The following is a 24,021-nucleotide window of genomic DNA, read 5'->3' on the forward strand; positions in this document are numbered from 1 at the left end:
TTCTTAATTGCTAAATTGTTGGTTGTTAAATTGTTGTTTGCCGCTGTGTTATTACACCTTTCCATTCATAATTCTTAATTCATCATTCATAATTAAAAAGAACTATGGGATTCGCGTCTGGTGTGGGTCCAGGGCAGGGTAATTGAGTTCTTCCATTAGTCGCTTCTCCAGTTCGGGGGTGATGATGTGTTCAATTGTTTCAGCATCTTCGTGTACATGGTCGCTGGCAAGTTGCAAGTACTGCGTTAAGTATAGTTCCCACAGGCGGTGCAGGCGCACTACCCGCTTGCCGCGCGCCTCGCCCTCAATAGTAAGCGACCAGCCGTCCGGGTGGCGTTGAATGTAGCCTTGCCGTTTCAGTTTTGCCAGCCCAGCAAGCGCCTGCCTTTTCGGGAAGTTGCGGCGCTCCAGTATTGATTCCAGGTTTCGGTTACTGAAGTAGTCTTCGTGTGCCTCGCCGAGCTGGTAAAGCAATTTCAGCAGGTTCTCTTCCAGTATCTGTGTTTTGTTTTTACGCTGTCTTAATAAGCGGGCTACCCAGCCGCGTTTTGGTGCCAATGCGAACGAGATAATAGCGATCATCGACACAATCAGCACGATCCAGGGGCCTGTTGGCATGGCAGGGGCGGTGTAAGAAACAAATGCTCCTGCAATACCCGAGAAAGCACCAATAAGCGCTGCCAATACCAGCATTACACCAAGCCGTTCAGTCCAGAAGCGTGCAGCTGCAGCCGGCGTTATCAGCATCGCTGCCATCAGTACTACTCCAACAGCCTGAATGCCCACTACTACTGCAAATACCGTAAGCGTAGTAAGTAACAGCTCTAGCGACCGTACCGGGAAGCCGATGCTTTTGGCGTAAACTTCATCAAAACAAAGCAGCTTTAGCTCTTTATAAAAAAGGATGGTGGTGATAAGCAAAACGATAGCTACGGCGCTGAATACGATCAGGTCTTCACCAACAAGTGAAGCTGCCTTGCCAAACAGGAACTTATCGAGGCCACTTTGCGCAGCATCGCCGGAATGTTGTATGGACGTTAGCAGCAAAATACCGATTCCAAAGAATACCGACAGCACCAGCCCGATAGCAGTATCTTCTTTTATGCGTGAGCGGGCTGTAATATAATCTATAGATACCAGCGAAAGCCAGCCTGTTACAAACGCACCTACCAATAAAATAAGCGGGTTTTTAGTGCCTGAAAGTATAAATGCCAGACACACCCCAGGCAAAACTGAATGGGCCACCGCATCGCCAACCAGCGCTCTTTTACGCAGCAATGTAAAGCAGCCCACCACCGCCGAACTGGCTGCTAACAGCACAGAGCCCAACGTTACATACCGTATGTTGGCATCAACAAACGAAAAGAACTCCACAAAATCGTTCATGCTATAGTTGTTGGTTGCTGGTTGTTATTTGTTAAATTGTTGATGGTTAGAGGTTGAATTGTTATGTCTCCTGGCGTAAAAGACGCAACGTATTACGTCTCTACAATTCTAAAACTCCTAAACTCCTAAACTAAAATCACCTTTCTAACTTCTTTTCTCTCTCACTGGGAATTCCTGTTTGCGGAGCAGGTCGCCCACTTTACTGAGCACAGTTAGCTTTCCGCCGTAAGTTTGTTCGAGTAGTTCCTGCGTAAGTACCTGTTCTGTCGGGCCGGATGCCACAAGACGCATGTTCAGTAAAATTACCCAGTCAAAATACTGGCTTGCCGATTGCAGGTCGTGGTGCACAACTATAACCGTTTTACCCTGCTCGCGCATTGTTCTTAATAGTTCTATAATGGCTGTTTCGGTGGCAATGTCTACGCCGGCAAAAGGCTCATCCATAAAATAGATGTCGGCATTCTGGGCCAGTGCTCTTGCCAGAAATACACGCTGCTGTTGCCCACCCGATAGTTGTGAGATCTGGCGGTTTGCAAAAGCCTGCATGCCCACTTTTTCGAGCGCCTGCATGGCAGCGTCCTTATCAGCTTTGCGCGGCCGGTTAAACAAACCCAGGTTGCCATAACGCCCCATCAGCACTACATCAAATACCGAAGCCGGGAAGTCCCAGTCTACAGACTCGCGTTGTGGCACATAGGAAATGCGTTTACGCACCTGTTTTATCGGCTCATCGAAGATGCGAACATACCCACTGCTTGCCGGCAACAGATCCATAATAGCTTTGATCAGGGTAGATTTTCCTGCCCCATTCGGACCAATAACACCAACCAGCGAGCCGGCGGGCAAGGTTAGGTCAATGCCCCAAAGCACTGGCTTCCGCTCATAACTAACAGTTAGGTCGTGCACTTCTACTACCGGATGTTCTACATGAAGTATCATGGGGTAATTATTTTATTTTAAAGCCGATACAATGTTGTTTACGTTATACTCAACCATGCCAATATAAGTGCCTTCCGGTGTGCCTGCTTTGCCCAGCGCATCAGAGTAAAGAGTGCCGCCAATGCGTACTTCATGGCCTTTTTGCTTGCTGCCTATTACAACTGCTTCGATAGCTTTCGGCGATACTGATGATTCTACAAACACTGCTTTTATCTTACGGTCAACTATAAAGTTTACCAGCCGCGACACATCCTGCAACCCGAACTCCGACACAGTTGAGATGCCCTGTAAACCGCGCACTTCTATTCCGTAAGCCTTACCGAAATAGCCAAAAGCATCGTGTGCCGTGATCAGGATGCGTTGTTGTTCAGGGATAGATGCAATGGCTTGTTTGGTGCTGGCATGGAGTTGTCCCAGTTTGCCCAGGTAAGTCTGTGCATTTCGGGCGTATAGTTCAGCGTTTTTCGGGTCCTTCTTTTGGAGCTCAGCAGCAACGTGCTGTACCACCAATTGCCATAGTTGCACATCAAACCAAATATGCGGGTCGTGGCTGTCGGCGAAGGCCTGAGAGCGTAGCAGTTGCTGCTCCGGTATGCTTGCACTACCTGTTATTACAGTTTTAAAGCGATCGAGCTTGCCGAGTACTTCCCCCATTTTACCTTCCAGGTGCAGGCCATTGTAAACTATAGCGTCGGCATCGGTCAGTTTCTGCAGGTCGCCTTGTGTGGCCTTGTACAGGTGCGGGTCTACACCGCTACCCATAATCGCATCAACAGTAGCAGCATTACCAACTATGTTCTTTACCGCATCGCCCAGTATCCCCGTAGTAGTTACCACATACATTTTCTTGCCTTCGGGCACAGGACCTTTGTCTATAGTTTGAGCACAGCCAAAACACAGCAGGCACAGCAACAGTAAGGTCAGGAGGGAGGTACGGTACGCGTTCATAAAAATGCTAAGCAGACAGGAAAATGTTTCGCGCTACTTCGCTGGATACTACCAGGTCTTTTTTGTTTTCTATGTTGATCTCCAGGGAACTATCGTAAGGGATCTTATCTATTACTTTAATTTTAGCTCCCAGAAAAATGCCCATCTTATCGAGGTACTGCAGGAACAAAGGTTGCGAGTCATTAACGCCCACTACCACCCCCGAATCCTGCACTTCCATCTCGGCCAGCAACTTCTGCGGCTTCAGTTTCAGTTTGCCGTCTTCAGACGGAATCGGATCTCCATGCGGATCGAACTGCGGGTAACCCAGGAACTCATCTAAGCGGCGGGTGAGCAGCTCGGAGCTTACGTGCTCCAGTTCTTCAGCCACTTCGTGCACTTCGTCCCAGTTAAACTTCAGCTTATCCACCAGAAACACTTCCCAAAGTCTGTGCTTGCGAATTACCTGCAGTGCAACGCGCTCTCCGGCATCCGTCAGCGATACGCCCTTGTACTTCACGTAATCTACAAGCCCTTTGGCGCTAAGCTTGCGCAGCATATCGGTTACCGAAGCAGCCTTTGTTTCCAGCGCATCGGCAATGGCATTGGTGTTTACGCCATCCCGCCCATTCGATAACTTATAGATCGCCTTTATGTAATTCTCTTCTGTAAAGCTGTGGCTCATTTTGAGTAATTATGAATTATGAATTATAAATTATGAATGAGAAACGCCAAGTCTCCACTCTCACAATTCATAATTCATAATTCAGCATTCATAATTCTTTAAACCTACCAACGGATAAGCGCAGATGCCCAGGTGAAGCCGCTGCCGAACGCTGCCATACAAACCAGGTCACCTTCTTTAATGCGGCCTTCCTGTACGGCTTCGCTCAGCGCGAGTGGTACCGAGGCTGCTGTTGTGTTACCATACTTATGGATGTTGCTCATTACCTTGTCCGGCGATAGTCCCATTTTTTGCTGTATGTAAGACGTGATGCGCAGGTTGGCCTGGTGAGGTATAAGCATATCTATATCAGATGCTTTATAGCCGTTCTTGTTAAGTGCTTCTTCAATCACTTCCGGAAAGCGGGTAACCGCATGCTTAAACACCATGTTACCATTCATGTAAGGGAAGATGGTTCCCTCATCGATCATCTGGTGCGTCAGGCGGTCTTTCTTTTTGCTACCTGGGTCTATAGTTGCCAGTTCTTCAGCAAACTCTCCATCGGCATGCAGGTGTGTGCTAAGTATGCCTTTGTCTGTGCTCTCAGAAGGAGTAAGGACTACAGCGCCTGCGCCATCCCCAAAAATAACCGATACGTTACGCCCACGTGTAGAGAAGTCCAGACCGCTGGAATGAATCTCTGAGCCAACTACAAGCACATTGTTGTACATGCCGGTTTTGATGAACTGGTCGCCAACTGATAGGGCATACACGAAGCCGGAGCACTGGTTACGCACATCCAGGGCAGGAATTTCTTTTAGGCCCAGTTCACGCTGCAACAACACACCCGAACCCGGGAACACATAATCAGGGCTAAGCGTAGCGAAGATGATCATGTCGAGGTCAGAAGCCTCCAGGCCGGCGTTTTTTAGGGCCATACGGGCTGCGTTTGCTCCCATGTTGGCAGTAGTGTCGGTTCCTTCAGTAAAGTAGCGACGCTCCACTATCCCTGTGCGCTCACGGATCCATTCATCCGAAGTATCCATTATCTGCTCCAGGTCTTTATTGGTAACCACTTTTTCAGGTACATAATGGCCAACGCCAGCTATTTTTGAATTGCGCATAGTTATAGTTGTTAATGTTCAAATATACTGTTTATTTTTAAATTTAGATTCGTCTAAAAATATTTTTCTCTGGTTTTTATAGTTGGTTTTGCTGTAAAACCTGGCTTGTGATCGTTAAAAGCTTCCGTTCTTCAGTATCCCAGAATACGTTTTTAGGTATTCCGTTTGTGTAAAAAGAACTGTTGTAAATATCTGGTTCTATGGTTTCTGTAGTTGTGTTGTTAAAGTTTATGCTTAAGCCTGAATTGTTTGCTGTCAGGATGTCATCCCATAGTTTGTTGTGCTGCATCAGTACTGGTAAGCCATATGCCATATACTCGTATAGTTTGGTAGGGATGCATCGGCAAGTACTCTCGTTAGGCTGATACGGCAGCAAGCCCAAATCGTGTGTTGTGATGGCTTTTAATATCTCTGGATGCGGTACCAGCTTGTCGCCGCCGATTAAGGTAATGTAAGGTTTGTCAGCTATAGTTTGCTTTAGCTTTTGCAGGGTTGGCTTGTGGGCACAATACCCGATAATTGTTAAGGTTACCTGCGCGTTAAGCTTATGCCAGTTATTAGCCAGTTCCACCGCTTCAAAAATGCCATAGATGCCCGAGATGGTGCCCGAGTAGAGCAGCTTCAAAGGTCCGGGTTTTAAGTTCACCGGCGTAGGCCTTGGCTTATAGTTCGGGGCTGGTTTATACTTGTTTTCAACTATAGTATACCGATCATCTATAAAAGGTAACTCTTTTACATAACTCTGCTCAGCCAAAAAGAAGTGTGCTATAGTTGATGCAGTCAGGTTTTCAATCGTCCGTACGCCTTTTGCTAACAAGTTTTTCAGGATAGGGTTGTAAGTATCCTGCGCGGTAAGGTTTAATCTATAGTTTTCCTGCACATCATAGATCAGTTTGCAACTATGGTTTTTGCAATACAGCCACGAAAGCAAGAGTAGCTCATGTGTGCAAACTATAAGCAGGTCTGGCTTAACCGTTTTGAGTAGCTGCCAGTACTTTTGCTGCGCTATAAACCTGCCATTGCTCAGTCTTTTAAAGGAAAAGATCGGGTGGAAGTGAAGGTTATTTGGAGCCTCTGCAGGAAGAGGGGCTGTGAAGCCTGCAACATGCACCTGCACCTCCGGTAACTTGCACAGCGATAGCCCCAACTTCCCGTACATACGGGTGTCGTTCACGGGTTTTAGCAGCGAAGCCAGCAGAATTCTCTTTTCAGACATCGGTTAAATTTAATACTTTTACGCATTATTCAACATCAACTATATTATAGATGGCGCTTCAGACGATAATAGAACAGGCCTGGGAAAACAGAGACCTGCTAAAAGAACAGGCTACTGTAGATGCAGTACGCGCTGTAATAGAAGAACTTGACAAAGGCCGCCTGCGCGTAGCAGAGCCAAATGGCGACGAGTGGAAGGTGAATGAGTGGGTAAAGAAAGCCGTGCTGATGTACTTCCCGATTCAGGCCATGAAAACCATAGAAGTAGGTCCTTTTGAATTTCACGATAAGATTGCGCTTAAAACCAACTATGCAGCACAGGGCGTGCGTGTAGTGCCTCATGCTATTGCGCGTTATGGCTCGTTCCTGGAGAAGGGGGTTATCATGATGCCATCATACGTGAACATTGGCGCTTATGTAGGCGAAGGAACGATGGTAGATACCTGGGCAACAGTTGGTAGCTGCGCGCAGGTAGGCAAAAACGTGCACCTGAGTGGTGGCGTTGGTCTGGGTGGTGTACTGGAGCCTGTTCAGGCTGCCCCGGTTATCATCGAAGACAATGCCTTTATCGGCTCAAGAAGTATCCTGGTGGAAGGTTGCCGCATTGGCCGCGAGGCTGTGATTGGTGCCGGTGTCACGATAACTGGTAGCTCCAAGATCATCGACGTAACAGGCAGCGAGCCGAAAGAATACAAAGGCTATGTGCCGCCACGTTCGGTTGTAATTCCTGGTTCTTACACCAAAAAATTCCCGGCAGGCGATTTCCAGGTGCCTTGCGCCCTGATCATCGGCCAGCGTAAAGAAAGCACTGACCTGAAAACTTCACTGAACGACGCGCTGCGCGAAAATGCGGTAGCGGTTTAATTGTTAATTGTTGAGTGGTTAAATTGTTGACCTGAATTCATAATAGTAATCAACTATAAACATAAGAGCCTTTGCCTGAGTGGTGAAGGCTCTTATGTTTATAGTTGGTTTAAAGATATTATAATAAAGGTCAATACACATCATCCTGCCAATCCTTAAATCCTGAAAATCCTGCTTCAGATAAACAATAAAGCCGCTGCAAGTTTACCCTGCAGCGGCTCTAACTATAGTTTAAATTCTGCGACAGTTAAATCACTCAACAATTTAACCATCCAGCCATTTAACAATTACTTCTTCTTAAAACGGTCAGCAACTATAAGGTCTTTGGTGCCGTGTGTCCAGCTATAGAAGCCTTGTCCGGTCTTTACACCTTTGTGGCCAGCCTGTACCATGTTTACCAGTAGCGGGCATGGTGCGTATTTCGGGTTGCCGAAGCCATCGTGCAGCACATTCAGGATAGACAAGCACACATCCAGGCCAATAAAGTCTGCTAACTGTAGTGGGCCCATTGGGTGTGCCATTCCTAACTTCATGATCGTATCGATTTCTTCTACACCAGCAACGCCTTCGTATAAACTATAGATCGCTTCGTTAATCATCGGCATCAGGATACGGTTCGCCACAAAGCCTGGGTAGTCGTTCGCCTCTGCAGGAACTTTGCCTAATTTCTTCGACAACTCCATGATCTGCTGCGTAACTTCATCGGTAGTAGAGTAACCACGGATCACTTCCACCAGTTTCATTACCGGAACAGGGTTCATAAAGTGCATGCCAATTACTTTTTCAGGTCGATTGGTAACCGAGGCAATTTTAGTAATGGAGATAGAGGATGTGTTGCTGGCAAGAATAGCTTCTGGTTTCGCAAATGTATCCAGGTCACGGAAGATCTTTAGTTTCAAGTCCACATTTTCGGTGGCAGCTTCTACTACCAGGTCTGCATCCTGCACACCTTCCTGCATGTTGGTAAAGGTGGTAATGTTACCTAATGTCTGTGTTTTCTGCTCTTCGGTAAGGTTGCCTTTGGCAATAATGCGGTCCAGGTTTTTTGAGATTGTTGCCAGAGCCTTATTTAAAGCATCATGCGAAATATCTACAAGTGATACCTGGAAGCCATTTTGCGCAAATACGTGGGCAATACCGTTGCCCATCGTGCCGGAGCCAATAACTGCTATTTTGTTCATAGGAATTGCGGGTTCGTAATTTTTGTAAAGCATACAAAGCTAAAATAAAATCTAATATTCTTCGGAATTAATACTGTATTTCACGGTATACTTCAAAAAATGACAATCCATTAGGGCTACACAGATACAATTCTGCGGATGTAAAATCGAACTTTCATGTTTAAGTTTTTTCTCTAGAAAGAAGGAGGAAGTGGGGTGGTTAAATCATCTTAAAATGAGTTGTTTATATACGTTAGTTGGCTATAGTTTAATACTGGGTTAAAGTTGCAACAACTGTTGAAGGATGAAAAAAATATGCATTTAATAAATCCTTTACAATATATATGCGTAAAAGCTTAAACAAAAAAAGTGCAACTATGCTGCTTTATAAATATTGGCAGCAGTTGTTTTAAAAATTAAAAGACTCTTAACAATGGGAAACTTACTTTATATCATCGCCGTGGTGCTGGTCATTTTTTGGTTGATCGGCTTTTTAGGATTTCCGGATGCCGTAGGTGGTATCATTCACGTGTTGCTTGTACTGGCAGTTGTTGCTGTACTGCTTCGCCTGATTCGGGGAGTCTAACTTAGAACAGTAAAACACGTTATTATTTAAAACAATGAACTTACATCCTTCATTAAACAATTAAAACTATGGGAAATTTATTGTATATTATAGCAGTTATCCTTGTGATTTTCTGGCTGATCGGCTTCCTGGGATTCCCTGATGCCGTGGGTGGCCTGATTCACATTCTACTTGTGATCGCCGTTATCATGGTGCTGTTACGCCTTATAAGGGGTTGACGCAACCATTGGTTTATAAACTGAAGTAAATAAAAAGAGCTGCCCTGTAAGGCAGCTCTTTTTTGTTGTATGTTATAGTTGGTTATTTCCGGAAGGGAATATTTACACCAGCTCTGATAACCGGGTTACTATAAGGGTTAACCGGATCGTTGTTACTGTTATAAAGCACCAGAATATCAAAAGATGCCTTTTCGGAAATGCGTTGGCGATACCCTAACCCAACCAAAGGCAATAACAGATTTTTATTTGCTTTTTCAAGGGCTGTCTGTGTGCTGTTTACGCGCAGGTACTCCCTTCTGATGTTCTCTGCTTCGGCATGCGCCAGTATGGCTCCATCGCCAATATCAAACATTTCTACCTGTGCAAATAACCGTCCGCCATAGTTGTGCATGGAGTAGGGGCCATCCTTAATGTAATGGTACACTGCTCCAACGCCAGCGCTCAGCCTGTCAGTAATACGGTAGCCAAGTATAGGCAATAAAGAAATGTTAGTGTATGTACCGAACTGCAGTCCCAGGCTACCGCCAAAATATAGTTTGTCTATAAACTCTTCCTTCTCTTTTTCTTCTTCCTGTACTACCGGCTTTACAACCTCTGGCTTAGGCTTGGGAGGCTGCTGTGGTTGTGTGCGCGTTGGTGTATATACAGGCTGGCCGCTCCCCGGAGGTCCGGTTGGCAGGGCTGGCTTACGTTTCACCGTATCAGGCTCCACCTGAGCGTTAGCACTGATCGAGCAAAGCACAAAAAAGCAAAGTGCCAGCAGGCACTTTGCAAATAGAGAAGTAGGGTTAGCTGACATCTGTTTTTAAACTGTAGCTGTTTCGTACATCTTTTTACGCAGTTCGCGGATATTTTCGTCCTGCAGGTACTCTTCGTATGTCATACGCTTATCGATCATGCCGTTTGGCGTTAATTCGATAATTCGGTTGGCAATGGTATCTACAAACTGTAAGTCATGCGAAGAGAAGATAACAGTTCCATCAAAGTCTTTCAGGGCATTGTTCAGTGCCGTAATTGACTCCAGGTCCAGGTGGTTGGTTGGGTCGTCCATTACCAGGAAGTTGCCCGACTGCAGCATCATTTTAGAGAACATACAGCGCACTTTCTCACCACCCGACAGTACGTTAGCCTTCTTCAGAGACTCTTCGCCTGAGAACAACATACGGCCCAGGAAACCGCGGATAAAGCTCTCGTCTTTCTCAACAGAGAACTGACGCAGCCAGTCTACCAGGTTAAGGTCAGTGTTAAAGAACTCGGCGTTGTCTTTCGGGAAGAAAGCCGTGTTTATAGTTGTGCCCCATTTAAATTCACCGGTATCAGCCTTTTCTTCGCCTGCCAGTATTTTAAAGAAAGTAGTTGCAGCAATGTCATTACGGCCAAGAATAGCGATTTTGTCGCCTTTATCAACCATGAAAGTTACATCCGTGAATATCGGCTGGCCATCTATAGCCTTGCTCAGATTCTCTACGTTCAGCAATTGGTTACCTGCTTCGCGCTCTGGTTTAAAGGCAATGTATGGGTATTTACGCGACGATGGTTGAATATCTTCTACCGTAAGTTTCTCCAGTAACTTGGCACGTGAGGTAGCCTGCTTTGATTTGGAAGCGTTGGCACTGAAACGGCGGATAAATTCTTCCAGTTCTTTTCGCTTGTCTTCGGTCTTCTTATTGGCATCGGCACGTTGCTTAAGCGCCAGCTGGCTCGACTGGTACCAGAAACTATAGTTACCGGCAAACATCTTGATCTTGCCAAAGTCGATGTCGGCTACGTGTGTACAAACCGCATCCAGGAAGTGGCGGTCGTGCGATACAACTATAACCGTGTTCGGGAAGTTACCCAGGAAGTTCTCCAGCCACATGATCGATTCTGCGTCTAAGTGGTTGGTAGGCTCATCCAGCAACAGAATATCCGGGTTACCGAAAAGGGCCTGCGCCAATAACACACGTACCTTCTCGCTACCACTCAGGTCTTTCATTTTTGAGTAGTGCAGGCTTTCGCTTATACCAAGGCCGCTCAGCAACTCTGCCGCTTCGTATTCAGCGTTCCAGCCTTCCATATCAGCAAATTCGCCTTCCAGCTCAGCAGCACGCTCGCCGTCTGCATCCGTAAAGTCAGCTTTGGCATAAATGGCGTCCTTTTCCTGCATAATGTCAAACAGGCGCTTGTGGCCCATTATTACTGTCTGCAGTACCTGGTACTCATCGTAAGCAAAGTGGTTCTGCTTTAAGACAGCCAGACGGGCTTTCGGCGGAATCTCCACAGAGCCCGTGTTTGGTTCTATCTCGCCCGAAAGGATCTTCAGGAAAGTAGATTTACCCGCACCGTTGGCACCTATCAGGCCATAGCAGTTGCCGGGAACGAATTTTATAGTTACATCTTCAAATAATGTGCGCTTGCCATACCGCAGGCTTACATTGCTAGTGCTGATCATGCTTTCTTATTAGAGAATTAAATGGATTCTGAATGCAAAACTACAAAATAAAAGTCGGGTTTAAAGATATGCCTGTCCGGTGCTGAATATAGTTGCACATCAGTGTTGCTATAATGTGCTTGTAAACAGGTTGTTGTGGTGATTGTGGTAAAAATATATGCTACAAAGCACAACGCCACCCATACTTCTTTAGTATATAGTTTAAATAATATTTCAGTTAGCAGCCAACTATAGGCTTAGTAACTTTTTTACTAACCAATTCTGCTGCTAAACTGTTCATTCTGAATTAAGTAATTGAATACCCTAAACTTTTAATATCATGGCATTAGGAAAAATAACATATCAGAAAGTTGCATTAAAGTATGGTATACTGGTAGGTGCTGCGCACATCGTATATTTCCTGCTGATGGGCATTTTCGGTTTACACGATATTGTAGCGCTTTCCTTTATCAGCGCAATCTTCCTGGTTATAGGTATTGTGCTGGCAATCTCTAAATTTAAGCGAATTAAGAATGGTATGATCCACTATTTCCAGGGGCTGGCTATTGGTGCTACTGTAGGCGTGGCATCTTCCACTATACTGGGGCTGTTCCTGGTGTTGTATATCAGCCTTTTCGATTCTACTTACCTGGCTCACCTACAAGCAAGTTCGCTGTTCCCGGAAAGTATTTCCTTGCTAGCACTGTTTGTCCTGACCATTATTTACGGCACTGTGCCTGGTTTTATTATTGCTTTTGTGGCCATGCAATGGTTTAAGCGTGCCGACCACTCGCTTACAGAGCGGGTTTAGCTTTGATTGTATAAGAATCCTTATAAGCCAAAAAATCTATGGAAAAGCTGGGCCTGAAATATGGCTTGATGACGGCAGCAGGCCTGATCGCCTATTTTCTGTTCATGAAACTGATCGGCCTGTCACATATCCTCGAGTTCCGTTTCCTGAATGGTATCATTATGGCAATAGGAATTGTCATGGCGCTCAGGGCATATAAGCGGCGCGAAAAAACGCGCTACGTGCCATATCTGAGCGGCCTTGGGTTATCTTTCATTACAGCGCTGGCAGCTACAGTGGTTTTTTCCGCTTTTATGCTGGTATACATTAAAGCCTTCGACGACTCGTTGATAGAAGTGATCTCGGCAGACCGCATGTTTGGTGAGCGCGTAGAAAGCACACCCGGCATTGTTATATTCATGGTACTAATGATGGAAGGCGTTATATCAGGTGCAATGATCGGGTTTATTGCCATGCAATTCTTTAAGCGGAACGACCATACCGTACCGAACAGTCCCTGATAACAGGTAAGTTAAATGAACTATAAACTATAAGCCCTGCCAGATCCGATCTGGCAGGGCTTATAGTTTTGTGGCTACTTAATTTAGCTGATGAAGTGATCCGGGCGCTGTATGATTTGCACCACTATTTCATGCAGATCGCCTTCTTCGTCTTTAATGCGGTAGGTAAGTTGCGGATTGTCCAGATGCGGGTAGGACTTCACTTCTACAACTTTTCCGCCTGTTATATGATTGCTAAGTTGGGAACTCATCTCATGAAAAGCTCTTGCGAAATCTACTTCAAGTATGCTGGGGTTATAGTTCTCTGTTCTCATATTTTCCGTATGGTTAACCGCGGTTAAAAGGTGTGCGGGCTAATTAAAGTACTAATCATTTTATTTTATAGTGTATACCAGCTAAAAAAATCTATGTTACCTTAATCCCGTTTTATATACCATTTTCTTTGTACTATATTCATTTAAATATAAAAAGTCATATTTTTAGTGTTTTTATAGGTGCAATTGGTAATGTGTGTGATATTTAAAATATACTAAAACAGCCTAACCCTGAATCCGATTTTCCGTTGTAGTAACTATAACACATTGTGTAGCATACAACCTAACACGGATACCCTATGAAACTCTCTATACTTATTTTTGTCTTAGGCTTAGCCACTACAACTGCATTCGCACAGCGGATTACGAAAGCAGATGATGGGCTGGATAAGAAAGTACTGGCTGTTGATGTTACCGGGCCGGCGCTGCTAACGCTGGAAATGGTGCAGGAGCTGAAGTTGACCACAGAACAGCAGCAAGAAGTGATGCAGCTTAACCGGCAGCGTTACGAACAACTACAGGAATCGGAGCTGACAGACCTACGGACACGCCAGCTGGCTGTACAGAAAGTGCACCTGAATAACGATAAAGCCCTGATGAAGATATTAACGCCTGAACAGGTTCAACGTTTTCTGGAACTTGAAGGAAGGCAGAACATGCTGCATCTCTCGGAATTAGGAAACGAATAATATAAAAGCCCGGTTACTCGGGCTTTTTTATTTCATCAGGATGATTGTAAGTGATCTCCGAAACCTTACCCAATGAATTTATCCGTACTTCTGCACGCAAGGCATCGGATAGTTCTATAGTTTGCTCGCATTGTGCACCGCTTTCCAGATAGTAATAGTAAATGCGCTGGCTACGCTCCATCAGTTCTTCCTTATCGGGCTTACCCAATAGGTTTCGAACCAGGTATTCCTTTTTACCATAAAGCTCTTTTCTGATTTTTTCAAACTCAGGTATAAGTGTTGTGCGTTTTCCTAAACAGCCATTCTTGTCGCTTTTCCAGGTGTCACTATCAAAACCTTGTAAACTTTCGGGTGTGCTGCAGGCAGTTGTAAGGCAGCAGGCAACTATAAACAGAAACGTGTTCAGCTTTTTCATGCTGTAAAAATACGGTATAAAGCTCAGTTTACCTTATTCTATAGTTTGTTTTAGTTACAGGATATCAGCTAAATAAATATTTTGAGGTCGGTTGTACCACAGGTCTATAGTTGCGCGTTGTATTATAAATAGAATAAATTTGGAGTTACGAACCGGCATATTTTTAACCCGTCCGGAACAATTCTGTCTGCTTTACCTGTTGAAAAATTAATTGCGTAAACAAGAACCTCTATTTTATGTTGAGAACAACCATTATTCTGCTTGCCCTCAGCCTGCAATCTTTCAACTCCCCAATGGCTGAAATCAGACCAGCCGCCATGACAGCAGGTAATTTTGAAACGATAGAAAAAGCAGAGTTAACGTTTGAGAAAAAACAGCTTGCCTTTACCCAGCATGTAGAGCAAGTATACCAGGAAGCAGGCTTAGAAAGCAAAGGGCTTTCGTTTGCGGTATTCCAGAAAGCTTTTGTCGGGTTTACCAACCTGAAGCAACAGAACCGTGTATCTTCTTCAAAATCAATTCTTACGGTTATAGATTTCACTAAGTCCAGTAACCATAAGCGCCTATGGGTTATAGATCTTTCTGCCAGAAAATTACTTTATAATACGCTGGTATCGCACGGCAAAAACACTGGAAATGTAAAGGCCGAAAAGTTTTCTAATGTACCTAACTCTAATATGAGCAGTCTAGGCTTTTATGTAACCGATAAGACTTATTATGGTAAGCACGGCCTGTCGCTACGGTTACAAGGCATGGATGAAGGCTTTAACAGCAACGCCATGGAGCGTGCTATAGTTGTACACGGCGCTGATTATGCAACCTCGGATTTTATTAAGCAGCATGGCCGTTTAGGCCGTAGCCTGGGTTGCCCGGCATTGCCAACCGAAATATCGCAAGAGGTGATTGATGTAATCAAAGATGAAACAGTGCTTTTTTTACACCACAGCAACCAACCATATACATCAGATTACCTGGACATGGAACTGGCTATAGAGTCTTTTGCAGCTGATATGCCACTTACAGCGTTTTCAAGCTAATAGAAGCTGAATTATAACAAAGAAGCCCCTGCATATCCTGCAGGGGCTTCTTTGTTATAATAGTGTTATAGTTATTAAGTCTGATCTTTTGTAGTTTTCACTAGGCTGATGCCCGAAAAGAAGAAGATCAGGCCAATTACAAATGGAATAGCAGAGGTGTACTTGCCAACTGCTGCGCCATCACCGCCCATCAGAAACGCATAAGCACCCCAGATGATGCCTATGATACCCAATATGGTAAGCAGGGCGCCAAAAGTTCTTTTCATATTCATAGTTCTTCGTTTTTATGTAGGTAAGCTGCCACAATAGCAGCCTGCGTAACTGTAATACGATAATCCTATAATTAGGTATAGCATTTTAGCGCTTGATGCTGCGAAGGTAATTTTACACTCAGCCAAACTGCTTTACAGGCGTATATATGCCTGCAGAAACTATGAGATAACTATAGCATGAGAGGAATCATAAAGTTTATAATCGGGCTGCTTGTTGCAGCTGTATCGCTGGTAACATATTGGTGCAATACCGAAAAAAACGAATTTACCGGCGAAAACCAGCATGTAGACATGACAGTGGAGCAGGAGATAGCACTTGGCCTGCAGGCTGCTCCCGAGATGGCATCGCAGTACGGTGGCTTACACCCCGATCAGGCAGCAGCTAAACGCATAAAGGAAATAGGGCAGCGGCTTGTACAAGAAACTGAAGTGGCCAATACACCCTATAAATTCGATTTTCATTTGCTGGCAGATGAGCAGACCGTGAATGCTTTTGCTTTGCCCGGTGGCCAGATATTTATTACTGCAGGCTTATTACGAAGGCTGAGCACTGAAGGCCAGGTGGCAGGCGTTTTAGGCCACGAAATAGGGCATGTAGTAGCGCGCCACTCTGCTGAACAGTTAGCGAAATCTAGGTTAACACAGGGGCTGACTGGGGCTGCAGCCATCGCTACATACGACCCTGATAATCCTGCCTCGCGCACAGGAGCTATAGCTGCTGCCATGGTAGGTAAATTGCTGACCATGCGCTATGGACGTGAAGATGAACTTGAGTCAGACAGACTGGCTGTAAAGCTTACCGGTGCTACCGGGTATGACCCACGCGCCATGATTGAAGTGATGCGCATACTGGAGCAGGCAAGCGGTGGATCCAACGGGCCAGAGTTTGCCCAGACGCACCCAAACCCCGGAAATAGAATAGCTGAAATTGAACAAGCCATTCAGCAGGAATACCCAAATGGCCTGCCGGAAGGGCTTGTGCCTTAAAAAAATGTTGAGAAAGCAAGTCGAAAACAAAACTTTCCATCAAACTTTATGTATAAGAAAATTGCAGTTCACTGCAAATGCTCCATTTACGCAGCCCTGCTGCGGGCACATCTGCCATATACAAAACAAACTATAACTTGTAAGCTAATTAAAATGGCTACTAATAAAAACGACAATCAGAAAAGCGGTTCATCGAAGTCAGGATCTTCTTCGTCAACCTCTGGTAAAACAAGTGCAAACAAGTCAACTACTTCTAAAAGCTCTGGTGGTGCTTCCGGCTCTTCATCAGGCTCTAGCTCTTCCAGATCATCTTCAGGAGGTTCTTCTTCCGGATCATCTGGATCTAAAAACAAGTAGTTATTGAAAACTCAGCCGTAAGCCGGCTGCAGAAAAAACTAACCCCGCAGGTTAGTTTTTTTTGTGCATTACCCAATCCTGTTTTCTTCGTATCAGTGCTTAATTACCCTTATAATTACATTTTATGCAGGCAGCCGAAACTTTACTTTTTGTGATAAACCCGATTGCAGGTGATATAGATAAATCAGACCTGGAAGAGCAGGTAGAAGCAATCTGCAGAGAGCACAATATTAAAGGGCATATCTATAAAACCTCCGGAGACGATGATGCAGGGCATATTAGAAGCCTTATAAGCGAAAAGAAACCAGATGCTGTATTTGCCGTTGGTGGCGATGGTACTGTAAACCTTGTAGCTGCATTGCTGATCGACCAGAAAATTCCATTGGGTATTATTCCACTTGGCTCGGGTAATGGCTTATCAAAAGACCTGAATATACCTCAGGATATTGAAGAAGCACTTGTGCTGATCCACCGGCATGTGGTTCGCAACATTGATACCCTTGACATAAATGGCCATCCATCTATTCACTTGTCGGACCTGGGCTTTAACGCACTGGTTGTAAAACGCTTTTCGGATGGTGAGAGCAGAGGACCAGGCGCTTATGCCTGGATCGCGCTGCAGGAATACCTGAGTTATGAGCCAAAATATTATGTGATTGAAACCGATATGGAGCGTTTTGAGGGCGAGGCGTTTATGGTAACTATAGCTAATGCCAATGCCTTTGGGAGTAATGCAGCTATTAACCCAAATGGCATACTTAATGACGGACGCTTTGAGATATGCCTGATTGAGCGCTTCCCGAAAGCAGCAGGCCTGGGTATCCTCTACAAACTATACACTGATAGCATCGATACCTCTGTATACACCCGGAAACTAACCTGCCGCACCGCCACTATTTACAATACTGATAACGAGGTAATGCATATAGACGGGGAGCCAATAGATCTGGGGAAAGAGGTTAGGGTAACTATAAAGCCGAGAAGCCTTCAGGTGTTGCTGCCTGTTCCGGAACCAGAAGAAGCCTGAATTATACGGGGGCCTGCTGTGGTACAAGTACGCTCTCCAGTTTTTTCCTGAAAATAACCTCACCGGTGCCTGTTGCTGCTTCTGCAGGGGTAGCTGGCACCACGTGCACTTCCATCCATAGTTCGCCTGAGCGGTAATAATTTAACACGATAAAACCGGGCTGCTCCAGGGTAAAGGTTGCGCTGCCACCTTTCTTTACAAAGGCTGTCTTACTACCCGAGCCGCTTACCATGTAATGGTTACCACGCTTCTCGAAGTGCTGCAGGTTATGGTCGTGCCCCGCTATATACACTATATTCTGATAGCGGTGGAAAATCTGTAGCAGCCTTTTGCGCATACGCTTGTACTTTTTATGCGACATGTCTTCGTAAGCACCAAAATAGCGGCGATAAAAAGGGTACAGTGAGCCAAGTAAAGGCAGTGGTATCAGGAAACGCTTATGTGCTGCTGTGAGCGGAAAAACATGCTGCTTAATGGTAAATTTACCTCCATGCAGGGCGTTGCTGTAAAGCGGGTGGTGCGCGGCTATAACAATGCGCTGGTGCCTGTTTTTTCGCAGCAGATCATTCAGGCTCAGGTAAAACTCCTCGATATCGGTATAAGGGCAGTTATAGTTTTTGCCTAACGGCTTCTCGCCGCGCTGTACCCACCATTGTGTATTGATGACCACAAGCAGTAGCCCTTCGGCTAGTTGCAGCGTAACAGGGCCGGGGCAGCCATGTGGTGGCAGATAACCGGCGGGGTTCTCAAGCGCTTCAACTATATATTTTTCCTGTCGCAGCATGTATTGGTAACCATCTGGGCGGCCTTTGTTCCAGTCGTGGTTGCCACTCAGAAATACTGAGTTCGTTTGGTAAGCCTGCAACTGTTGTAGTATAGTTTGCAGCCGGGTTTCGGCCATAGCGCGGTGCCGGTGCCCTTCGGGTGGCAGGCCAACAGGGTACAGGTTATCTCCCAGAAAAACCGCAGTTTCAGCTCCCCGGTTTTCGGATTGCCATAGTTTAAAATGATTCAAAACCGGATCAGTACCATTAGTGGCTACGGCACCTATATCGCCGAGCATAGCCAGAGAATAAAGTTTCTCGGAGTCGGGAGGGAGCGTGTTTTGTCTCCAGCCCACATCTGCTAATTTATAGTAGGGTTTGCGTCTATACTTTCGTTCCTGCCAGTAACTGAACACCAGAAAAGATGCAAAAAGAGTTGGCACTATGATCAAAAAGTACAGAAGCATTGAGTAAGTTGAGGAGTTAGAGAGTTTGAGAGTTAGAAGGTTAAAAAGTTATTTATTCATAGAATACTGATTATTAGAACTCCGGTGGAGTGAGCGATTTAAAGTGCCCGTTTTGCTTTACACGTTCTTTTAAGCGTTCGGTTTCCAGCACGATAGGCAGTATGTTTTGCAAATGTTGCAGAATCAGCTCCTGCCTGTCAGATTCACTTTTCATTTGCAGCAGTGCGTATTCCTGTTCCAGGTTCAGGCCTAGCTGGTGTGCAACAGTAAAGCTGTTAAAATCGTCACTCAGGCTACTGGCCAGGCCTTTTAATCCAAGCGCTTCGTACAGTTGCTGCATCAGTTCCTGAATTTTGGTTTTTGTAATGATGTCTTCATCGTCCTGGTAAACTATAGATTCCACCTCACCACCAGCGTATAGTCTGCCTGGTGCCGTTTTATCAAAGCTAAGGATCTTGAATGTACGAACACCCCGGCTCCGGATATCCATTTCTCCGTTGTCATATTTCTTCTCAATGTTCAGTATCTCTACTTCGGTGCCGTACTGGCCTACACCATTCTGAATATAGGTCGGGATACCAAAATTTTTCCCGTCCATCATGCAGTCAAGCACAAGCTGCTTATAGCGTGGTTCAAAAATGTGCAGGTTCAATTTTTCGCCAGGGTAAACCACAATATTCAATGGAAATAAGGGCAGATATTGTGACATGTGTATGAAGTTTTAAAATAGGTAAACATCGGGTATCTGTTAAACTTACGTAGGAGCCCCACGCAACAGTTGGCAAAGCATTAAATTTTGACTTATAAAATCCCTTTACGTTGATCAGGGTGGCGTTTTGTTTTTATCTCTTTATTAGATGAGAATTTATTCATTTTGAATTACTACAAATACTGAAGCCCCTCAACGTAAGGTTTTTTAATTTGCTTAATCTTATATATTTGGCAAAAATTGTTTAGTAATCTTATGAAGCGACATTACAATATAATAGCAGGATTAGCGATGATTATGGCTGTTATGGCAGGTGCTTACTTCAATAACAATGAGTTTTATTATAAACAGAAACGGGTTTCAAAGATTGACTATGAATATAACTCCGGAGACTCAGATTATTATATGAAATGGAAGTTTAACCTGGGTGCTGCCATTGCCGGTGGGTTAGCCACAGCCGGTGTTGGGTTACTAACTATCGGAGTTATAAGTAGGAAGCAAAAAACATCTTAGTGAGTAACTGTTTCCCGCTCGATAGACTTTTCTTTTTTCTAAGCTTCTAAAGTTAGAGTAAACAGGTTATGAATTATGGCTTGTAAAAGCCAATAACAATAACACAATACGTTTGGAACGAGAAGGGCGAATACTATACCTTTGCGGCCTGAATTGAACATGCTTTTATGAGTAAGAAGCGTATGGGGCTGCACACCATTAAGGTGGTATTTTTTAAACTGTTGCTGAGCCTCTTTTTATTGAGTATTGCCTGGGTGCTGCTCTATAAATGGGTTGATCCGCCTGCTACGCTGCACATGGTAAAGCGGCGCGCAGAAGCCGGCAAGACGGATAAGAACGACCCGACTATAAACTATAGATTTGTAGATCTGGACGAGATGTCGGAGCAGCTGCCGCTAGCGGTTGTGGCATCCGAAGACCAGTTGTTTCTGCAGCATAATGGGTTTGACATGGACGCCATTATGGATGCCTTTAAGCGTAACAGGAAGGGCGGAACGATAAGGGGCGGAAGCACCATCAGCCAGCAGGTAGCAAAAAACGTTTTTCTGTGGCATGGCAGAAGCTACCTGCGCAAAGCCGTAGAAGCTTATTTTACGGTACTGATCGAGCTTATCTGGGGTAAAGAGCGCATTATAGAAGTATACCTTAACATTGCCGAAATGGGGGACGGGGTATTTGGTGTGGAAGCTGCGAGTCAGTTATACTTTAAGAAACCAGCCAAAGATGTGGGGCGCCAGAATGCTGCTTTGCTTGCCGCTGTTTTGCCTAATCCGATCAAGTACAGCGCTAAAAACCCTAGTGGGTATGTGCAGCGGAAGCGCGGCCGAATAGCGCGTGCTATGGGTCGACTGGGTGGAGTGAACTATATTAAACCTATATTGCCTTCATATGAAAATAAGGAATAATTTTTTTATAGTTGCCGCTGTGGCCCTGCAAACTATAGTTGTAGGTTGCCAGCAATCAAAAACAACAACTACAGCACAGCAGCAAACTATAGATCATGCTGAGGCAATTGAGCAGGTAAAACAAGTGCTGTCAGATCAGGCTGAACGCTGGAGCGTCGGCGACTTGGAAGGCTATATGCAGGGTTACTGGAAATCGGATTCGTTGCTTTTTGTCGGCAAGAGCGGCCTAACCTACGGCTGGCAGCAAACCCTCGACAACTATAAGCGCGGCTACCCGGACGTATCAGCCATGGGTAAGCTCACCTTTGATTTTAAAGAAATCCGTCCGCTTTCTCAGGATAATATTCTGGTAGTGGGCAAATGGCACTTGCAACGCGAGGAGTCAAAAGGCGACTTAGAAGGGCATTTTTCCGTTATCTTCCAACGCTTCGTAGATGGCTGGAAGATTATAGCTGATCATTCGAGTTAGGTAAAGCTCTAAGTTGTTTCAGGATGTTTCCTAACGTAGACTTATGTTAAAAGTAGGCTTGTTAGGAATAGCTGGATATTCTGCTGTAAACACTAAATGTACTCTTTGGGGATTCTCTTTATCCAAGTAAACCCATTCCTGAGGAATTGATTGTACAATTCGAGTGACATGTGCCATAAATTGTTGGTCTCCAAATCCTGATATCTGTTTGTAAGTACCATCATCTGATGCTTCAAAAACTACTTCTGATGGTTTAGTAATAACTGGTGGTTTACTATTTGTTAACTGTATATCCTGCTGTGCGGCGCGGTAGTAATTCAGAAACCTGTCTCCATTACCCAGATATAACACATACGCAGTCGGGCTCAGCGTATAGTTAATTGCAACCAGCTTTTTCGAACTATGATCGTACTGATGAATTAATGCGCCATCTACATCAAAGTAGCTCCAGATGCCAGTTTTAGAACCATTGCTGTAATTGCCTTCTGATTCCTTTTTCAGTCTGGTTGTATCAATTGTGATATTATATTTGTCTGAACTCTTTCTGGGTTCTATTATGGCAGTGATTTTCTGGGAACCTAATGATATGGCTATGTCTGCTGAATTTTCTAAGTAAAATAACTGCCACCAGCCTTCTTTTTTATCATTGCTAAACTCACCTGTTGCTCTCAAAAAGTTGTTGGGATCTTTTGCATAGAACTCATACCACTTTCCCGTTTTCTGGTTGTTGCTATATTCCCCGAAATCAATAATGTAGTCTTTGAACCAAACGTCGTTATAAGTACGCAGATACTGACCATGTTTTACCGATTTGTCCGACTTTAGCACAAAATACTTTTCTGAAATACCATTTTTGTAATGCTGTTTCTTGGTAAGCTTTTGTGCCGGTGAATTAACTATTGCACAAATAACAAGAAGTAGTGTGATGAGTGCACGGGGTGATAGCATAATTTGGCAGGTTAAAGTTTGTTGAAGTCGGATTTATCAGCAGTTTGTAGCTTAAAGATATAAATTATCTATTATACCCAAAAACAAGTAAGCCAGATAAGTACCACTGTACCAATCCGGCTTAACTATAGCTAAAGCTGTTTACAGCCTATTCCTAACTGATCGATGTTTACTGATCCCCAGCCTCGTCTATTTCCACTTCTTTCTCTACTTCCTTCACTTCTTCAACAAAAATAAACCCGTTACCGGCGGCGTGTTTGGCAGCTTCGGCAGTTTCTTTTACCAATAGCATCTCCACTTCGCCACCGCCTTTTTTTAGCTCGTCAGCTATGCTCACTACTTTGCGGGTGTGTTTCTCTATGTTCACGTCGCGTATGTAAATAGCCATAATACGTCCGGGGTGTTTCTTAACTACTTCACTGTAGATGGCCGCATCCTGTTGTCCGCTGTCGCCGATCAGTATAAAGTCTAGTTTAGGATAAGTGATCAGGATGTTTTCGATCTCTTTGTACTTGTGGCTCATGTGGTCGGAGTGGCCCAGCTTGGTTTCGTCTATGCCAAAGTCGCGTAGCAGGAGCGGACCCTGCGGTATTTCGTTAAGCTCCAGGAAATGGTAGAGCAGATCGTAGTTGTTCCAGGGGCTGCTGCTAACGTAAAAGAAGGGGTTGTTACGTTTGCCATTTCGCCCCAACTGCAGCGATTTATAAAACTGTGATACGCCATGAAACGGAATGCGGGTATGTGCATTGTTGAGCAGCACGTTCCGGCCTGATTCAAGTAAACTGGTGGCACCTGTGCGCATAATGGTGTCATCAATGTCGGAGATGATGCCGTATTCAGCATCGGGAGGCGGAACCAGTACATGCGCTGTGGCAGTAACTTCTTCTTTCAGCTCAACGGGGGCATCAATCAGTTTCAGTTCTATCGTATGCCAGATATCATCAAGCACCAGGGGTGTTTCAGGAGCCAGGTTCAGCACAAAGTAGCCTTCCACATCAGTTGTAATCTCATGAAACTGGTTATTGAAACAGAGCTGCACGCGGGCATTGGGAACTTCGTCTGTTTCGAAACGGCGGTACATGTTCAGCAGGTTTTCCCATAAAGTGTCCTGTTCTTCTGATTTGGTAATGCCTTTATCTTTCAATACACGCCCTTTTACGTACAGGCGTTCGGGAGTGCCATAGCTGCGATAAGGTACGATCTGTAAGGGGTGCATCATGCCTAGTCTACTTTTCAGCTTAAACGTGAGCATGTCCAGTTTCTCTTCTGCCTTCAGTATGGCCTTGGTGCCTTTATCTTTCAGGTTTTTCATAGTTCAGGTAGTATAAAAAAGGCCTGCAACTA

29 protein-coding genes are annotated in these 24,021 nt (G+C 44.9%); 12 read left to right on the plus strand and 17 right to left on the minus strand.

Annotated elements, in window-relative coordinates; translation table 11 throughout:
• Window positions 1–102: 102 nt before the first annotated feature.
• The 6 genes from GXP69_RS09175 to GXP69_RS09200 form a co-directional block, all read right to left on the minus strand.
• Window positions 103–1,386, minus strand: a complete 1,284-nt coding sequence (locus tag GXP69_RS09175; protein ID WP_163914621.1) for a metal ABC transporter permease — start codon at window positions 1,384–1,386, stop codon at window positions 103–105.
• Window positions 1,387–1,530: 144 nt separating this feature from the next.
• On the minus strand, window positions 1,531–2,325 hold the full coding sequence (locus GXP69_RS09180; protein ID WP_163914623.1) for a metal ABC transporter ATP-binding protein: 795 nt from the start codon (window positions 2,323–2,325) through the stop codon (window positions 1,531–1,533).
• 12 nt (window positions 2,326–2,337) lie between these two features.
• Entirely contained in the window at window positions 2,338–3,273 is a 936-nt protein-coding gene (locus tag GXP69_RS09185) for a metal ABC transporter solute-binding protein, Zn/Mn family (RefSeq protein WP_163914625.1), read from the minus strand.
• Window positions 3,274–3,280: 7 nt separating this feature from the next.
• Entirely contained in the window at window positions 3,281–3,937 is a 657-nt protein-coding gene (locus GXP69_RS09190; RefSeq protein WP_163914627.1) for a metal-dependent transcriptional regulator, read from the minus strand.
• Between the two features lie 104 nt (window positions 3,938–4,041).
• On the minus strand, window positions 4,042–5,040 hold the full coding sequence (locus GXP69_RS09195) for a 3-oxoacyl-ACP synthase III family protein (protein WP_163914629.1): 999 nt from the start codon (window positions 5,038–5,040) through the stop codon (window positions 4,042–4,044).
• A gap of 76 nt (window positions 5,041–5,116) precedes the next feature.
• Window positions 5,117–6,256 carry a glycosyltransferase family protein gene (locus GXP69_RS09200; RefSeq protein WP_163914631.1) on the minus strand — a complete coding sequence of 380 codons (1,140 nt, stop codon included), beginning with the start codon at window positions 6,254–6,256 and terminating at the stop codon, window positions 5,117–5,119.
• 50 nt (window positions 6,257–6,306) lie between these two features.
• Here GXP69_RS09200 and GXP69_RS09205 point away from each other — a divergent pair, with 50 nt between their 5' ends.
• Window positions 6,307–7,119: a 2,3,4,5-tetrahydropyridine-2,6-dicarboxylate N-succinyltransferase gene (locus GXP69_RS09205; RefSeq protein ID WP_163914633.1), complete on the plus strand. Its 813-nt coding sequence runs from the start codon at window positions 6,307–6,309 to the stop codon at window positions 7,117–7,119.
• Between the two features lie 287 nt (window positions 7,120–7,406).
• Here the strand turns inward: GXP69_RS09205 and GXP69_RS09210 are convergent, their stop codons facing one another.
• Window positions 7,407–8,300 carry a 3-hydroxyacyl-CoA dehydrogenase family protein gene (locus GXP69_RS09210; RefSeq protein ID WP_163914636.1) on the minus strand — a complete coding sequence of 298 codons (894 nt, stop codon included), beginning with the start codon at window positions 8,298–8,300 and terminating at the stop codon, window positions 7,407–7,409.
• Between the two features lie 412 nt (window positions 8,301–8,712).
• On the opposite strand from GXP69_RS09210, the gene GXP69_RS09215 reads away from it, so the two are divergent.
• Together GXP69_RS09215 and GXP69_RS09220 are read left to right on the plus strand one after the other, a co-directional pair.
• Window positions 8,713–8,865, plus strand: coding sequence for a lmo0937 family membrane protein (locus GXP69_RS09215; protein ID WP_163914637.1), 153 nt, complete (start codon window positions 8,713–8,715; stop codon window positions 8,863–8,865).
• A 68-nt stretch (window positions 8,866–8,933) separates the two neighbouring features.
• The gene (locus tag GXP69_RS09220; RefSeq protein ID WP_162345496.1) at window positions 8,934–9,083 is read left to right on the plus strand and encodes a lmo0937 family membrane protein; all 150 of its coding nucleotides are present in this window, start codon (window positions 8,934–8,936) and stop codon (window positions 9,081–9,083) included.
• Window positions 9,084–9,165: 82 nt separating this feature from the next.
• On the opposite strand, the gene GXP69_RS09225 is transcribed toward GXP69_RS09220, so the two are convergent.
• Window positions 9,166–9,882: a hypothetical protein gene (locus tag GXP69_RS09225; RefSeq protein WP_163914638.1), complete on the minus strand. Its 717-nt coding sequence runs from the start codon at window positions 9,880–9,882 to the stop codon at window positions 9,166–9,168.
• A 6-nt stretch (window positions 9,883–9,888) separates the two neighbouring features.
• Complete coding sequence (locus tag GXP69_RS09230; RefSeq protein ID WP_163914639.1) at window positions 9,889–11,514, minus strand: ABC-F family ATP-binding cassette domain-containing protein; 1,626 nt, start codon at window positions 11,512–11,514, stop codon at window positions 9,889–9,891.
• 319 nt (window positions 11,515–11,833) lie between these two features.
• Between GXP69_RS09230 and GXP69_RS09235 the strand changes: the two genes are divergently transcribed.
• A complete protein-coding gene (locus tag GXP69_RS09235; protein WP_163914640.1) occupies window positions 11,834–12,304 on the plus strand; it encodes a DUF4199 domain-containing protein in 471 nt (156 codons plus the stop codon).
• A 38-nt stretch (window positions 12,305–12,342) separates the two neighbouring features.
• Window positions 12,343–12,804: a DUF4199 domain-containing protein gene (locus tag GXP69_RS09240; RefSeq protein ID WP_163914641.1), complete on the plus strand. Its 462-nt coding sequence runs from the start codon at window positions 12,343–12,345 to the stop codon at window positions 12,802–12,804.
• An 83-nt stretch (window positions 12,805–12,887) separates the two neighbouring features.
• Here the strand turns inward: GXP69_RS09240 and GXP69_RS09245 are convergent, their stop codons facing one another.
• Window positions 12,888–13,118 carry a hypothetical protein gene (locus tag GXP69_RS09245; RefSeq protein WP_163914642.1) on the minus strand — a complete coding sequence of 77 codons (231 nt, stop codon included), beginning with the start codon at window positions 13,116–13,118 and terminating at the stop codon, window positions 12,888–12,890.
• Window positions 13,119–13,417: 299 nt separating this feature from the next.
• Between GXP69_RS09245 and GXP69_RS09250 the strand changes: the two genes are divergently transcribed.
• On the plus strand, window positions 13,418–13,807 hold the full coding sequence (locus tag GXP69_RS09250; protein ID WP_163914643.1) for a hypothetical protein: 390 nt from the start codon (window positions 13,418–13,420) through the stop codon (window positions 13,805–13,807).
• A 13-nt stretch (window positions 13,808–13,820) separates the two neighbouring features.
• On the opposite strand, the gene GXP69_RS09255 is transcribed toward GXP69_RS09250, so the two are convergent.
• Window positions 13,821–14,222 carry a hypothetical protein gene (locus GXP69_RS09255; protein WP_163914644.1) on the minus strand — a complete coding sequence of 134 codons (402 nt, stop codon included), beginning with the start codon at window positions 14,220–14,222 and terminating at the stop codon, window positions 13,821–13,823.
• A gap of 236 nt (window positions 14,223–14,458) precedes the next feature.
• Here GXP69_RS09255 and GXP69_RS09260 point away from each other — a divergent pair, with 236 nt between their 5' ends.
• Window positions 14,459–15,259, plus strand: a complete 801-nt coding sequence (locus tag GXP69_RS09260) for a murein L,D-transpeptidase catalytic domain family protein (RefSeq protein ID WP_163914646.1) — start codon at window positions 14,459–14,461, stop codon at window positions 15,257–15,259.
• A 74-nt stretch (window positions 15,260–15,333) separates the two neighbouring features.
• Here GXP69_RS09260 and GXP69_RS09265 read toward each other — a convergent pair whose 3' ends face one another.
• Window positions 15,334–15,525 (minus strand): hypothetical protein, encoded by a 192-nt coding sequence (locus GXP69_RS09265; protein ID WP_235925636.1) that lies wholly within the window; start codon window positions 15,523–15,525, stop codon window positions 15,334–15,336.
• A gap of 183 nt (window positions 15,526–15,708) precedes the next feature.
• On the opposite strand from GXP69_RS09265, the gene GXP69_RS09270 reads away from it, so the two are divergent.
• Complete coding sequence (locus tag GXP69_RS09270; RefSeq protein ID WP_163914650.1) at window positions 15,709–16,518, plus strand: M48 family metalloprotease; 810 nt, start codon at window positions 15,709–15,711, stop codon at window positions 16,516–16,518.
• A gap of 176 nt (window positions 16,519–16,694) precedes the next feature.
• Here the strand turns inward: GXP69_RS09270 and GXP69_RS09275 are convergent, their stop codons facing one another.
• Entirely contained in the window at window positions 16,695–16,871 is a 177-nt protein-coding gene (locus tag GXP69_RS09275) for a hypothetical protein (RefSeq protein ID WP_163914652.1), read from the minus strand.
• A 128-nt stretch (window positions 16,872–16,999) separates the two neighbouring features.
• Between GXP69_RS09275 and GXP69_RS09280 the strand changes: the two genes are divergently transcribed.
• The gene (locus GXP69_RS09280; protein ID WP_163914654.1) at window positions 17,000–17,902 is read left to right on the plus strand and encodes a diacylglycerol/lipid kinase family protein; all 903 of its coding nucleotides are present in this window, start codon (window positions 17,000–17,002) and stop codon (window positions 17,900–17,902) included.
• Between the two features lies 1 nt (window position 17,903).
• On the opposite strand, the gene GXP69_RS09285 is transcribed toward GXP69_RS09280, so the two are convergent.
• Window positions 17,904–19,133 carry a metallophosphoesterase gene (locus GXP69_RS09285; RefSeq protein WP_163914656.1) on the minus strand — a complete coding sequence of 410 codons (1,230 nt, stop codon included), beginning with the start codon at window positions 19,131–19,133 and terminating at the stop codon, window positions 17,904–17,906.
• 73 nt (window positions 19,134–19,206) lie between these two features.
• Entirely contained in the window at window positions 19,207–19,842 is a 636-nt protein-coding gene (locus GXP69_RS09290; protein ID WP_163914658.1) for an LON peptidase substrate-binding domain-containing protein, read from the minus strand.
• A gap of 255 nt (window positions 19,843–20,097) precedes the next feature.
• Between GXP69_RS09290 and GXP69_RS09295 the strand changes: the two genes are divergently transcribed.
• The 3 genes from GXP69_RS09295 (at window position 20,098) to GXP69_RS09305 (ending at window position 21,729) form a co-directional block, all read left to right on the plus strand.
• Window positions 20,098–20,355: a hypothetical protein gene (locus GXP69_RS09295; RefSeq protein ID WP_163914660.1), complete on the plus strand. Its 258-nt coding sequence runs from the start codon at window positions 20,098–20,100 to the stop codon at window positions 20,353–20,355.
• 167 nt (window positions 20,356–20,522) lie between these two features.
• Window positions 20,523–21,260, plus strand: coding sequence for a monofunctional biosynthetic peptidoglycan transglycosylase (gene mtgA / locus GXP69_RS09300; RefSeq protein ID WP_163914662.1), 738 nt, complete (start codon window positions 20,523–20,525; stop codon window positions 21,258–21,260).
• Window positions 21,244–21,729 carry a YybH family protein gene (locus GXP69_RS09305; RefSeq protein WP_163914663.1) on the plus strand — a complete coding sequence of 162 codons (486 nt, stop codon included), beginning with the start codon at window positions 21,244–21,246 and terminating at the stop codon, window positions 21,727–21,729. The genes mtgA and GXP69_RS09305 overlap by 17 nt, the downstream gene beginning before the upstream one ends.
• A gap of 30 nt (window positions 21,730–21,759) precedes the next feature.
• On the opposite strand, the gene GXP69_RS09310 is transcribed toward GXP69_RS09305, so the two are convergent.
• Together GXP69_RS09310 and GXP69_RS09315 are read right to left on the minus strand one after the other, a co-directional pair.
• Window positions 21,760–22,677 carry a toxin-antitoxin system YwqK family antitoxin gene (locus GXP69_RS09310; protein ID WP_163914666.1) on the minus strand — a complete coding sequence of 306 codons (918 nt, stop codon included), beginning with the start codon at window positions 22,675–22,677 and terminating at the stop codon, window positions 21,760–21,762.
• 169 nt (window positions 22,678–22,846) lie between these two features.
• On the minus strand, window positions 22,847–23,989 hold the full coding sequence (locus tag GXP69_RS09315; protein ID WP_163914668.1) for an App1 family protein: 1,143 nt from the start codon (window positions 23,987–23,989) through the stop codon (window positions 22,847–22,849).
• Window positions 23,990–24,021 lie beyond the last annotated feature (32 nt).

Source organism: Pontibacter burrus, assembly GCF_010686685.1.
In the GTDB taxonomy this organism is placed as follows: domain Bacteria; phylum Bacteroidota; class Bacteroidia; order Cytophagales; family Hymenobacteraceae; genus Pontibacter; species Pontibacter burrus.

Bases quoted from the DNA above. Each gene is read 5' to 3' on its own strand.
- GXP69_RS09175 (WP_163914621.1), bottom strand. From the start codon at position 1,386: ATGAACGATTTTGTGGAGTTCTTTTCGTTTGTTGATGCCAACATACGG.
- GXP69_RS09180 (WP_163914623.1), bottom strand. From the start codon at position 2,325: ATGATACTTCATGTAGAACATCCGGTAGTAGAAGTGCACGACCTAACT.
- GXP69_RS09185 (WP_163914625.1), bottom strand. From the start codon at position 3,273: ATGAACGCGTACCGTACCTCCCTCCTGACCTTACTGTTGCTGTGCCTG.
- GXP69_RS09190 (WP_163914627.1), bottom strand. From the start codon at position 3,937: ATGAGCCACAGCTTTACAGAAGAGAATTACATAAAGGCGATCTATAAG.
- GXP69_RS09195 (WP_163914629.1), bottom strand. From the start codon at position 5,040: ATGCGCAATTCAAAAATAGCTGGCGTTGGCCATTATGTACCTGAAAAA.
- GXP69_RS09200 (WP_163914631.1), bottom strand. From the start codon at position 6,256: ATGTCTGAAAAGAGAATTCTGCTGGCTTCGCTGCTAAAACCCGTGAAC.
- GXP69_RS09205 (WP_163914633.1), top strand. From the start codon at position 6,307: ATGGCGCTTCAGACGATAATAGAACAGGCCTGGGAAAACAGAGACCTG.
- GXP69_RS09210 (WP_163914636.1), bottom strand. From the start codon at position 8,300: ATGAACAAAATAGCAGTTATTGGCTCCGGCACGATGGGCAACGGTATT.
- GXP69_RS09215 (WP_163914637.1), top strand. From the start codon at position 8,713: ATGGGAAACTTACTTTATATCATCGCCGTGGTGCTGGTCATTTTTTGG.
- GXP69_RS09220 (WP_162345496.1), top strand. From the start codon at position 8,934: ATGGGAAATTTATTGTATATTATAGCAGTTATCCTTGTGATTTTCTGG.
- GXP69_RS09225 (WP_163914638.1), bottom strand. From the start codon at position 9,882: ATGTCAGCTAACCCTACTTCTCTATTTGCAAAGTGCCTGCTGGCACTT.
- GXP69_RS09230 (WP_163914639.1), bottom strand. From the start codon at position 11,514: ATGATCAGCACTAGCAATGTAAGCCTGCGGTATGGCAAGCGCACATTA.
- GXP69_RS09235 (WP_163914640.1), top strand. From the start codon at position 11,834: ATGGCATTAGGAAAAATAACATATCAGAAAGTTGCATTAAAGTATGGT.
- GXP69_RS09240 (WP_163914641.1), top strand. From the start codon at position 12,343: ATGGAAAAGCTGGGCCTGAAATATGGCTTGATGACGGCAGCAGGCCTG.
- GXP69_RS09245 (WP_163914642.1), bottom strand. From the start codon at position 13,118: ATGAGAACAGAGAACTATAACCCCAGCATACTTGAAGTAGATTTCGCA.
- GXP69_RS09250 (WP_163914643.1), top strand. From the start codon at position 13,418: ATGAAACTCTCTATACTTATTTTTGTCTTAGGCTTAGCCACTACAACT.
- GXP69_RS09255 (WP_163914644.1), bottom strand. From the start codon at position 14,222: ATGAAAAAGCTGAACACGTTTCTGTTTATAGTTGCCTGCTGCCTTACA.
- GXP69_RS09260 (WP_163914646.1), top strand. From the start codon at position 14,459: ATGTTGAGAACAACCATTATTCTGCTTGCCCTCAGCCTGCAATCTTTC.
- GXP69_RS09265 (WP_235925636.1), bottom strand. From the start codon at position 15,525: ATGAAAAGAACTTTTGGCGCCCTGCTTACCATATTGGGTATCATAGGC.
- GXP69_RS09270 (WP_163914650.1), top strand. From the start codon at position 15,709: ATGAGAGGAATCATAAAGTTTATAATCGGGCTGCTTGTTGCAGCTGTA.
- GXP69_RS09280 (WP_163914654.1), top strand. From the start codon at position 17,000: ATGCAGGCAGCCGAAACTTTACTTTTTGTGATAAACCCGATTGCAGGT.
- GXP69_RS09285 (WP_163914656.1), bottom strand. From the start codon at position 19,133: ATGCTTCTGTACTTTTTGATCATAGTGCCAACTCTTTTTGCATCTTTT.
- GXP69_RS09290 (WP_163914658.1), bottom strand. From the start codon at position 19,842: ATGTCACAATATCTGCCCTTATTTCCATTGAATATTGTGGTTTACCCT.
- GXP69_RS09295 (WP_163914660.1), top strand. From the start codon at position 20,098: ATGAAGCGACATTACAATATAATAGCAGGATTAGCGATGATTATGGCT.
- mtgA (WP_163914662.1), top strand. From the start codon at position 20,523: ATGAGTAAGAAGCGTATGGGGCTGCACACCATTAAGGTGGTATTTTTT.
- GXP69_RS09305 (WP_163914663.1), top strand. From the start codon at position 21,244: ATGAAAATAAGGAATAATTTTTTTATAGTTGCCGCTGTGGCCCTGCAA.
- GXP69_RS09310 (WP_163914666.1), bottom strand. From the start codon at position 22,677: ATGCTATCACCCCGTGCACTCATCACACTACTTCTTGTTATTTGTGCA.
- GXP69_RS09315 (WP_163914668.1), bottom strand. From the start codon at position 23,989: ATGAAAAACCTGAAAGATAAAGGCACCAAGGCCATACTGAAGGCAGAA.